Origin of the sequence: Bacillus sp. JJ1503 (assembly GCF_036965125.1) — a bacterium.
GTDB lineage: Bacteria > Bacillota > Bacilli > Bacillales > Cytobacillaceae > Cytobacillus.
This window is the reverse complement of the sequence record NZ_JBALOZ010000060.1, coordinates 1-3,535: the sequence shown is the minus strand read 5'-3', so window position 1 is coordinate 3,535 and position 3,535 is coordinate 1. Positions and strand designations below refer to the sequence as shown.

The following is a 3,535-nucleotide window of genomic DNA, read 5'->3' as shown; positions in this document are numbered from 1 at the left end:
TTTTTCAACTGATAATAGAAAATGACAGTAATGATTACAAGCTTTTCTTAGCCAATATATTAATTTTCTTTCTGTATTTTGAATTTATTTCAATGATTGTTAAGTATTTCAAAGAAAATTATCATTTTCCCCTTCGATACTTTATCTATATTGGCATTACCGCAATGCTGAGACTGATTATTGTGGACCACGAAAACCCGCTTCATACACTTATTTATTCACTAGTAATTTTGGTTCTCATTATTGGATATTACATGATGCATATTACTCCAAGGACAAAATAGAATAGTAAAAGCATTTTGTAGGTGAATGATCATTGAAAGCAAACAGGACCAATCATTTGATTAGCCCTGTCTAAAAATAATTATTTCGTTATTTGCTTAATAAGCTTTTTATTCCCTTTTTCCAATATATTTTCATAATCGATGTATTCGTAAATATCATCTGCAATGTCTCCGCTGAACTTCGCTAATTCTTCAATCGTTAAATCTTCAATCGCTTTCTTTTGCTCTTCACAATAAATGATGATTTTGCCGACAATTTCGTGGGCATCTCTAAAGGCTGTTCCTTTGCTTACTAAATAATCGGCAACTTCAGTGGCATTTAAAAACCCTGCTCTAATAGCAGACTTCATGTTTTCTTCCTTTACATGCAGGGTATCGATCATTTTTGCCATGATTTCAAGGCAATCTAATACCGTATCAAGGGAATCGAAAAACTGTTCCTTATCCTCTTGCATATCTTTATTATAAGTTAGTGGTAAGCCCTTTAGTGTAGTTAATAATGAGAAAAGGGAGCCGTATACTCTGCCTGTTTTTCCTCTAATTAATTCAGCAGCATCAGGATTTTTCTTTTGTGGCATGATGCTGCTGCCGGTTGAATACGCATCGTCCATTTCGATAAATTTGAATTCTTGGCTGCTCCAAAGAATCAGTTCTTCGCTCAATCTGCTCAAGTGCATCATGGTAATGGAAAAACCAGACATAAGCTCAAGTAAGTAATCGCGATCACTTACACCATCTAAGAAGTTGTCTACCGGTTTAGAAAAACCTAATAGATCAGTAGTTATTTGGCGATTGATATTATGGGTTGTTCCAGCCAATGCGCCGCAGCCTAGAGGGTTTTCATCCAATATGCCGATCGCATTTTCAATTCTTTTTTTATCACGGCTGAACATTTGTACATATGCACCTAAATGATGACTAAATGTAACTACCTGTGCTCGCTGCAAATGGGTATACCCTGGCATCATGACATTATTGTCAGCAGCTTTCTTATTCAACGAATCAATCAGCTGCTGCAGCGATGACATAACTTCTCGTGCTTTATTCTTTGCATAAAGTCTCATGTCAACAGCAACTTGATCATTTCGGCTTCTTGCCGTATGAAGCTTTTTCCCGGTTTCACCAACTCTTTGTGTCAAATTCATTTCCACAAAAGAATGGATATCTTCATAATCTCCTTCTACTTTCAAACTGCCAGATTCGATATCTTTTAAAATCGATTCAAGTCCGCTAATTAGTAAATTTCCTTCAGACTCAGTCAATAATTCACATTTTACAAGCATTGAAACATGCGCGATGCTTCCATTTATATCTTCATAATATAGTCGATGATCTACAGGCAGAGAAGTATTGAATTTCTCCATGATTTCATCTTCTCGTTTTGTAAAGCGTCCGCCCCAAAGTTTCACTTATACTTCAACCTCTTTTCATTGAATCTTCAATAGACAAGTACCATTGATATGTGTATGCCTATCACTAACATTAATATTAAGATATTTTAGAAATACTTTCCTGTAATTCTTCAATATTTCCTTTTTTACGCATATACCAAACGCCATTTGATACCGCAAAATTGTAAAAAATAAATCCTAAAACTGCCGCAATAATCGACATAAATGGTTCAGGGATGATTCCATGTCCTCCAAAGTTTCCTAAATAGGAAAGTCCAACAAGCATTAAAATATAAACAACAAGATAAATTCCACCAATAATTTCTATTGTTTTGTATTTATTGATAAAGTGGGAAACTAAATAAGCGCCAATACCAATAATCAATCCTGTAATTGCAAGTTGTACCCTGCTCCAGTTTGTCCAATAAATAAGAAGCGTAGCAAAAACAAAGGCTAATGGGGCAATAATACGCATCCCTGGAAGACCGTTGTTTTGCGTTAAACCGACCTTCCGGAAAACCATGACAGTCACACAGGCAGAAGCATATTTAAAAATACCAATTGCTCCAACAATGGCCACAATCGCAGTCCAGCTTTTTAATGGGAATAAAAAGAGCAAACCGATAAAGAAATTAAGAGCAAGTGCACGAGTTGGTACACCAAAACGTTTGTTAATCGTTCCAAAATAAGATGGTAAGAACTTACTTTTTGCCATTCCAAAAACATGTCTTGAAGTTCCGGCTGTATAAGTTAGTGCAGAACCTGTAGGGGAAACCATAGCATCAGCTGTAATGATCCATGATAGCCAAACCATGTTCGCCATCATTGCTAAATTAGCAAAAGGAGAATCGAACTTAATCCCGCTCCAGCCATTAGCGAGCATATCTGGTGGAACAGCTCCAATAAAAACGATTTGGAGTAACACATATAATATAGCTGCAACGACAAGGGAAGTAATCAAAGCTAATGGAATATTTCTTCTAGGATTGACAACCTCTCCACTCATCATGACGACGTTACCGAATCCAGTATAGGCAAAAAAGATCCCACTTGTTAAGATTGCACTTAATCCCGCACCATATCCATTCGGTGCAAACCCTTGGCTTGTAAAGTTTTCTGGATGAAAACCTGTCATAAAAAAAGCAATGATTGTTAGGACAGGAACAATAAATTTAATTGTAGTAATCACTGTATTTGTAACAGCAAATAATTTTACCCCAAAATAGTTAAAAACTACAAAGAATGCCATCAAAACTACCGAAGCAAACATACCAGTCGTAGTAAGCTGTTCTTTCGTAATATCATACAGTCCTGGCCAAAACTGATTTGCATATTGGATAACACCTGCGGATTCCACTGGTGCAGTTGCACAGTATCCAAACCAGATGGAATAACTAGTCACTGTAGCAAGCATTGTCCCATGGGAATAAAGGGGATAGCGGCCTAGTCCGCCTGTTTCAGGCTTAACCCTTCCTAATTCAGCATAAATAAGAGCGATAAGTGTAATTGCAATTGCACCGATTATCCAAGACATAATCGCTGCTGGACCAGCTAATTTTGCTGCTGCCCATGGTCCAAAAAGCCAACTAGATCCAATAATTCCACCGAGAGATAGTGCTGTTAGCGACCAAAATCCCATTCTCTTTTTCAAATATTGTTCTTGATTCATGAAGTTCCCTCTCTCTTAGAGTTATATTGTTTCTTCAATAAAATCCCCAGAATAGCTAATCATTTTATTTTTAACTACACGAAAGATTATTATTAATTTTTCTATTTTTCTTATTTTCCGAACACTCTCCTCTCAAACTTATTAAGTAAAACGAAGTGTTTGAATAATAAATCTTATTTAAGGGTATATAT

3 protein-coding genes are annotated in these 3,535 nt (G+C 36.2%); 1 reads left to right on the top strand and 2 read right to left on the bottom strand.

What is annotated here, in order from left to right:
• Window positions 1-284, top strand: a 284-nt coding sequence (locus tag V7149_RS05620) for a phosphate-starvation-inducible protein PsiE (RefSeq protein WP_335344670.1), incomplete at its 5' end; no start/stop codon positions are given.
• Window positions 285-364: 80 nt separating this feature from the next.
• On the opposite strand, the gene argH is transcribed toward V7149_RS05620, so the two are convergent.
• On the bottom strand, window positions 365-1,693 hold the full coding sequence (gene argH, locus V7149_RS05615) for an argininosuccinate lyase (protein ID WP_335344669.1): 1,329 nt from the start codon (window positions 1,691-1,693) through the stop codon (window positions 365-367).
• 79 nt (window positions 1,694-1,772) lie between these two features.
• A complete protein-coding gene (locus tag V7149_RS05610) occupies window positions 1,773-3,344 on the bottom strand; it encodes an APC family permease (protein WP_335344668.1) in 1,572 nt (523 codons plus the stop codon).
• Between the last annotated feature and the right edge of the window lie 191 nt (window positions 3,345-3,535).